Source organism: uncultured Campylobacter sp. (assembly GCF_938017705.1).
Classification (GTDB): domain Bacteria; phylum Campylobacterota; class Campylobacteria; order Campylobacterales; family Campylobacteraceae; genus Campylobacter_B.
In genome coordinates, this window is the sequence record NZ_CALIIS010000097.1 from 24,549 (window position 1) to 31,281 (window position 6,733).

The 6,733-nt window shown below is 45.3% G+C and carries 8 protein-coding genes; 2 read left to right on the plus strand and 6 right to left on the minus strand.

Features of this window, described 5'->3' with window-relative positions; genetic code table 11:
• Positions 1-232 precede the first annotated feature (232 nt).
• Both Q0605_RS05080 and Q0605_RS05085 read left to right on the plus strand, forming a co-directional pair.
• Positions 233-1,054, plus strand: coding sequence for a DUF364 domain-containing protein (locus Q0605_RS05080; protein WP_298704816.1), 822 nt, complete (start codon positions 233-235; stop codon positions 1,052-1,054).
• A 136-nt stretch (positions 1,055-1,190) separates the two neighbouring features.
• A complete protein-coding gene (locus tag Q0605_RS05085; protein WP_298704818.1) occupies positions 1,191-1,874 on the plus strand; it encodes an alpha/beta hydrolase in 684 nt (227 codons plus the stop codon).
• A 531-nt stretch (positions 1,875-2,405) separates the two neighbouring features.
• Here the strand turns inward: Q0605_RS05085 and Q0605_RS05090 are convergent.
• From Q0605_RS05090 to Q0605_RS05115, 6 genes are all read right to left on the minus strand, one after another.
• A complete protein-coding gene (locus Q0605_RS05090; RefSeq protein ID WP_298704820.1) occupies positions 2,406-2,759 on the minus strand; it encodes a hypothetical protein in 354 nt (117 codons plus the stop codon).
• Between the two features lie 28 nt (positions 2,760-2,787).
• On the minus strand, positions 2,788-3,579 hold the full coding sequence (locus tag Q0605_RS05095) for a hypothetical protein (protein ID WP_298704822.1): 792 nt from the start codon (positions 3,577-3,579) through the stop codon (positions 2,788-2,790).
• A 20-nt stretch (positions 3,580-3,599) separates the two neighbouring features.
• A complete protein-coding gene (locus Q0605_RS05100; RefSeq protein ID WP_298704824.1) occupies positions 3,600-3,725 on the minus strand; it encodes a hypothetical protein in 126 nt (41 codons plus the stop codon).
• A gap of 49 nt (positions 3,726-3,774) precedes the next feature.
• Complete coding sequence (locus Q0605_RS05105) at positions 3,775-4,575, minus strand: hypothetical protein (RefSeq protein ID WP_298704827.1); 801 nt, start codon at positions 4,573-4,575, stop codon at positions 3,775-3,777.
• Between the two features lie 9 nt (positions 4,576-4,584).
• Complete coding sequence (locus Q0605_RS05110; protein ID WP_298704829.1) at positions 4,585-4,734, minus strand: hypothetical protein; 150 nt, start codon at positions 4,732-4,734, stop codon at positions 4,585-4,587.
• Between the two features lie 298 nt (positions 4,735-5,032).
• Positions 5,033-6,469 (minus strand): DUF4139 domain-containing protein, encoded by a 1,437-nt coding sequence (locus Q0605_RS05115; protein ID WP_298704831.1) that lies wholly within the window; start codon positions 6,467-6,469, stop codon positions 5,033-5,035.
• Positions 6,470-6,733 lie beyond the last annotated feature (264 nt).

The window sequence follows — 6,733 nt, forward strand, 5'->3', positions numbered from 1 at the left end:
AAAATTTCATGTTTGTCCGCACGTTTCAAATTTTAAAGCCGTGCCGCACTTTTTAAAATTCCAAGCCGCGCTCGTCCGCTACATAAAATTTTATTTCGCGTCTACCGCTTGCGTTAAATTTAGCTCGCGTCTGCTTGGATGTCGCCGCTCGCGCGATCAATAAATTTATATCAATACGGGCGCCGAAATTTTAAGCTATAATGGCGCTAAATTCCGCATTAAAGGAGCTAAAATGAGCGAAATTTTAGATCAGACGCTGGAGCGCGCGAAAGAAATTTTAGGAGCGGAGGCGCTGGATCTTAAGATCGAGCGCGCCGTCGTGGGGCTATTTTTTAGCGGCGTGAAGCTGCAAGGCGGCGCGTGCGGGCTTAGCTATACGCCGCTAAAGTCCCTATCAGGCGCCGTTTGCTGCCCCTCGCAGGCAAGCGTGATGCCCGATTCGGGCAATATCGCAGGCAAAAGCGTGCGCTATCTGCTGCGCGATCTGGGCTCCGCCGCGCCGCTTAAAAAGACGCTGGCGCTCGCTGCGCTAAATGCGCTTGGCAGGGCGTGCTTTGATAAAATTCACGCGGATTACGACGTGAAATTCGGCGCCGATCCCTTTGAGCAGCTGCAGATCGAGCGCGGCAGCTTTAGCGTCGTCGTGGGCGCGCTGGTGCCCTACATCAAGACGCTGATGAAAAATGGCGCGGATTTTAAAATTTTAGAGCTTGACAAAAGCACGCTCAAGCAGGCCGAGCTGCCGTTTTACCTACCTGCAAGCGAGGCCGCAAGCGTCGTGCCGCGCGCCGACAACGTGATAATCACGGCTACGACGCTCATCAACGACACGCTGGATGGACTTTTGCGCCTGAAAAAAAGCGGCGCCAAGCTCGTGCTCCTGGGGCCTACCACGCCGCTACTGCCGCAGGCGCTGTTTGAGCGCGGCGTGGACTTTGCGGGCGGCACGCTCGTGCGGGATGCGGACGCGGTGCTCGATATCATCGCACAGGCAGGCTCGGGGTATCACTTTTTGGGTAAATTTGCCGATAAAATCACGATCTGTAGGGGCTAGCACGCGGATTGAAATTTTAAAATTTAGCGCGCAAGCGGCTTTGCAGCGGATTTTTATAGATCTACGCGAACGTTTTAAGAGGTCTTTTTTAAAAAACGATGTAAAATGTCCGCTTTAGAAATGAGAGGAGCTATAGATGAATAGCAAAAGACGAAATGCGATGAAATTTAGCTTGGCGTGCGCAGCTTCGCTACTTTGCGTCGGTACCGCCTCGTTTGGGGCGAGCTTAAATTCGAAGGAAAAAAATATGCAAAAGTGCGTCTATATCGTGCACGGCTACGACGCTTCGCCTAAGAAGCACTGGTTTGCTTGGCTTAAAAGCGAGATCGAAAAATCGGGCGCGAGGGCGGAAATTTTAACTATGCCTACGCCCGCGAATCCTAAGCTTGATGAGTGGCTGAAAACTCTGCGAGAAAGCGTAAAATTTGAAGGCGAAGTCTATCTGGTCGGACACAGCCTCGGATGCCCTACGATCTTAAATTTCTTACAAAGCAGTGCCATGGGCGGCGCAGTAGAGGGGATCGTGCTGGTCTCGGGGCTTGCAAAGCCGCTTAGCGATCCGCAATTTAAAATTTTAGACGAGTTTATGGATAAAGGCTTTGATTTTGAGCGCATAAAAGCCGCCGCAAAACAGCGCGCTGTAATTTCTGCGAAGGATGATTATATCGTGCCGTTTAGCTTCAGCCGCGAGTTAGCGGGGCAGATCGATGCTAAGTTTTACGAAGTGGAGAAGGGCGGGCATTTTTTAGACAGGGACGGCTTTACGAAGTTTGATCTAGTCTATGAAATTTTAGAAAAAATGATGAAGCTAAAGGGCTAGATTTGGGGCAAACGCGCCCGCTAGATCGATATTTGCTTCTGCATTCGCCGCTCGCGCATTCTCTGCCGAAGCTCGGATTTGATTTAAAGAGCGGCAAAAATAAGACCTCTTCGTTAGCTGCAAAGCTCCGAGCTCGCGCAGATAAGTCCGCGGCGCAATCACCGTTTGCAAAGGCGAGTTCTGCGCCTTTTTAAAATTTTGTAAACGCTACAGCGGCATAAATGCGTTTTACATAAATGTTAAAGCGCGGCGGCTAGTAGGTTTTGAGTTGCGGCGAGATAAAATTTCGCGTCCGCGGCGGAGCTTTTGCGACGATGAAATTTTAAAATTTTAAAGCAAGCGGGATGATGAAATTTCAAATCTCGCTTGGCCCGCGCGGGCTAAATCCGTGCCTAAGCCCGTGCTGCGCGAGAGATAAAATTTGGCGGGCGCGAAAGGCGCATAAGTTTAACTTTTCTTTTCGTTAAACACATACGAGATCACGAAAACGATCAGACAAACGAGCGCGAACGCGAATACAAACGCCGCGCTCTAGCCGGCGGTACGCTCGCCCAAAAAATACCCCTCTGCGAGGCACGCCAAAAACCCGCCGTAAAAAGCGCCGAGCGATAAATTTTCTACCGCAAAAAGCAGCAAACTGAGATTTGGATTTTTTATAAATAGCTTACTTAGCTTAAAGTTTTTATACCTTTTAAACAAATACCAAAGCAGCACGCAAGCCAAAATCGCAAATATTGCCGCAAAAACGGCAATCCTTAGCGCGCCATCAAAAGGCAAAACCGCCAAAATCAATGCCGCCGCCCACCAATCAAGCAAGAAAACCATCGGCACCGCCAGCAAATATCTCGCCGTCCTGTGAAATTTATACCTTTGCTCCGCACTCACTATATATTGCGCACTCCTTGATATTTTATCATGGCATATCTGCCAATTCTTTTATCATACTCTCAACACTTTTGTCTATATTGGTTTTCGTAGTGCCACAGTTATCAAATTCTAAATAACTAATATTTTGTTTAAGATCTGATTTATGGTTCTCATACCAACTTAATTCTTTATTTATTTGCTCCATAAATTTTTCGTTATCAAAAAGATAGATGTAGGTAAAAGCCAATTTATTTCTATCTAGAATTATGCCATCTCCATTATATAGATAATACTCATGCTCGCCTACCAATTGAATTATCGGAGTAGTAAATCCCGCGCTATTTTTATCTAAATTTACGCTTATAAACTCTGGCTTCAAAACAATAGGCTTTAAATTTAGTAATTCAAAATAGATATATCTTGATTTGTTATAAGAGATATTTCTATCTCGGTTTATTTCCAATACTTTATCATACGTTATTTTATTGCCATATCCATAAGCAGCGTAATAATTCAGCATTTTATTATAGATATCTCTACATTCTTTGATGCCCTTAAATTTTTTACAATCGTTACTCCTCATCGTATAAAGAATTATTTTGCCTTTTTCTAAAAAATCCAAAATCGCTCTTTTATACAGCTCCTCTTTGGGCAAAATTCTATCCTCTTTAAGGCAGTATCCCTGCTTGTATTTGTCGTAGTCGGAAGTAGAAACGACGGCGAAGCCTCGTGAAGTGGAATAATCAGGGATTGTTCGGATAAATGCGGCACAGAGTATCGCCGCTAGAAGTAGTGTGCCAGCTAGCGCTTTAAATTTAATAGATTTATAAAATTTCATATCAGTCCTTTTCTATCCATTCATTCGTTAGAGGCTAATTCTTTCGGACCAGGAGGAGTTTTCTTCCCCCGCAAATAATAACTCAATATATCGACGCCATAATTGCCCTCTAATTCTAATCTCAAATCAGTTTCTTTTTTGCTCATCTCTTATCCTTTTTCGGTTACATTCGTTAAGATAAAATTTCAACCAATCTTATCCGCCGTGAATCCACATATCCAGCTCCTGTTCCGCCGGGGCTTTGATATCAAAATCTATATTTCCGCAATTATCGTATGAGAATTTACGTCTATAATGTTTCATATGAGTATAAGCCAAGACTTTGTTAAAGTTTTCTAAACTCTCATATCCGCTTTTTATTGCCATTAAATTTTTAATAACATTATATTCAATGTAAAAACTTATATCATCGACATCAACATAATTCACAAAAAATTGATTTTCTTTAATTAAAAATGATTTTTCTAAAAACATTTTTCCGTTATGAAATGGATTTTTCTCTTCCGATAAGATAATAGGCTGTCTAAAGCCTAAAATTTCATCCTTATATACAAAATATTTTGATAGATCGGAGATATCTATTTGCATCTTGTCTTTTATCTCATAATCAAAACTCTTTCTATCGGTATTTTCAACCAAAAAATCAAACCAGTTTTCTTCATTAAAATCGCCGATTAGATAGAGCTTGGAGATGTGCGCCGTATAAAAACTATGGCCGAAAATTTTTATATCGTGCTCATCGATAATGGTATTTCGCAGAACCTCATAGTCGTGATATCTTTTAAAATAATTTATAGCGGCATTTTGAAGTAGCTCTTCGTTACTCAGAATTCTATTCTCTTTTAGACAATATCCCTTTTGATATTTGTAATAGCTAAAAATAGTAACTACGCAGGAGCCTTGCGAAGTGGAATAATCCGGCACGATGCGGATAAACAGGGCGCAGAAAAGTAGTGCTGCGGCTAGGATTTTAAATTTAAGTTTGCGAAATTTCATTACGATCCTTTAGGCGCCGCCAGTAAAACAAACCGCACACCTCGCCGCTCCGTTAAATTTATACCTTCGCTCCGCATTCATCGCCCCGACCTTTTTAAATTTGAGATAAATTTTAGCGACGCTCAAAGTTTTTCTACCCGCGCCAAAACCCCTTTGCATCGCTAAATTTCATATCTCGCACTACCAAATTTTAAATCGCCGCAACATTTAAATTTTTGGTTCTCGCGATGCTTAAATTTTACTCGGCGCGGCGCCAAAAATTTCAGATAAGCTCTAAAGCCGCGCCTTAGTTTTATATCCGCAAGCTTTAACCGCGCCGTAAAAAGTCGGTCTGCCACGTAAAATTCAGCGGCGCGGCGAAGAGGGTCCGTCTCGTAAAGCGGTGCTACATCAAATTTAGCCGCACCGCAAAAGCTACTCCGCTGCGCAAAATTTAACCGCGCCGCGCCAAAGCTCGTTACTTCTTCGGTTTGCTTAGCTCATAGCCGAAGTGGATCTTTTTGCTCTCGCCCGGCTTTAGCTCGAAGTCCCAGCTAAGCAGTCCGTCCTTGCCGAGGCTGCTCTGCTCGGGCGAGTTTTTCAGCGCGACCTTTACGTCCTCATGCGTCGAAACGGGCGCTCGCTCTTGCAAAACCACGTTCCACGCGCGCTTGGAGCTATTTTTGATCTCGTAGTCCCAAGCCATAGAATTTTTACTTTCGCCGCCGAAAAATGAGTTTTTCGTGAAGTTGTTCGCCTGCTCTTTTTTAACTTCGATCAGGCTGTTTTTACCCAAGTACGCCGTAGCCTCCGCATTTGCGGCAAAGCCTAGATGCACGAGCCCGATCTGCACGCCGTCGAGCTTTATTAGCGTTTCGCTCTCCTCTATGCTTCTTTCGGGGATAAATTTAGCCCGCACGTAGGCTGCCTCGCTGCCGTAGCCGTCGATGAGTAGATCAAATTTTGCATCCAAGCTCTGTTTATCGAAGCTGAACTCGCCCGCCTCGCCCGCCTTGAGGCTTACGCCGCTAATTTTCCACACCTTTGAGAGCGAGCTTTCGATATTCGAGCCCGTCCTTGCATACGACGATCTCGCCTCCGCCGCAGGCGCCCTCTGCATATCCGCCACCTCTAGCATCACGTCCTTTTTATAAGCCGCCGCGGGCTCAGGCTCCATAGGCTCGCCCTCGTACCACGGGTAAAAGGGCTGCGGCGCGGTCTGTGAGGAGTACTCGTAAGGATACAGCGCGATCGTCAAATTCGCTAGCTCAGCGTTTAGCGGATTTTGCACCGAGAGTTTTTGCGCGACCTCGATTTTGCCGCTAGCAAGATCTGCGGAGAGCTCGTTGTGCGTGTAGGCGCTAACATCGACGGGGTAGCTTATTTTTACAAAGCTCGGATCGCAGCCAAAGTTCGCGTTTAAGCGGCGCTCGTTTTTGATCCGGTATTTTGAAATTTTCTCTTTGAGCTTTCCGATTTGCTCGTCCGTCTTTGAAATTTCGCCCGCTACGAGCAAGACCTCGTCGTAAATTTTTTGCGAATCCGCCTTTAGGCTCGCCAGGCTTCTATCTTTTAAGCTCGCAAAATCGCTTAAAAAGCGCTGCTGCGCCTTAAGCGCGACCAGGCGGTCGCTTAGCTCGCGCAAGCTCTTTTCGTCCGCCTCTTTTTTGGCGAATTCCGCGTTTTTCACGGGCTCGCTCTCCTCCAAAGACAATTCGCGCACTTCGCAAGAGCCCGCAATCTCGATGCTGCGGATATCCAAGTACTCCGGCACGTTCACGCTGAAGTTTGATTTTTGCGCGCCGAAGTTTTGATGCAAGAAGGCGGAGTTCGCGTAGATCTCAAGGCTGTTTTCCTGCGCGCTTAAATTTACGGCAAGCGCCGCAGCTGCGCTTAAAGGCACTATTTTTTTCATTTTTACTCCTTAAAAATTTTACGTAATTGTAACGATAAATTTTGATTTTTATGCTTAAAATTCAGAGCAAATTTTAAAATTCCGGCCCCGCCGCCCACTTTGAAATTTTAAAATTTCGCCGCCGTAAAAACTCCGCCGCAGAGGCTAAAATTTTACCGCTGCTAACGCCTATTAAGTCCTCTCGCTCTCGCAGCCGAAGCGATAAAATTTTAAAATTTCGAAGCTTCTATTTCGAGGACGAGCTGTACCCCTCCGCGAAAGTCA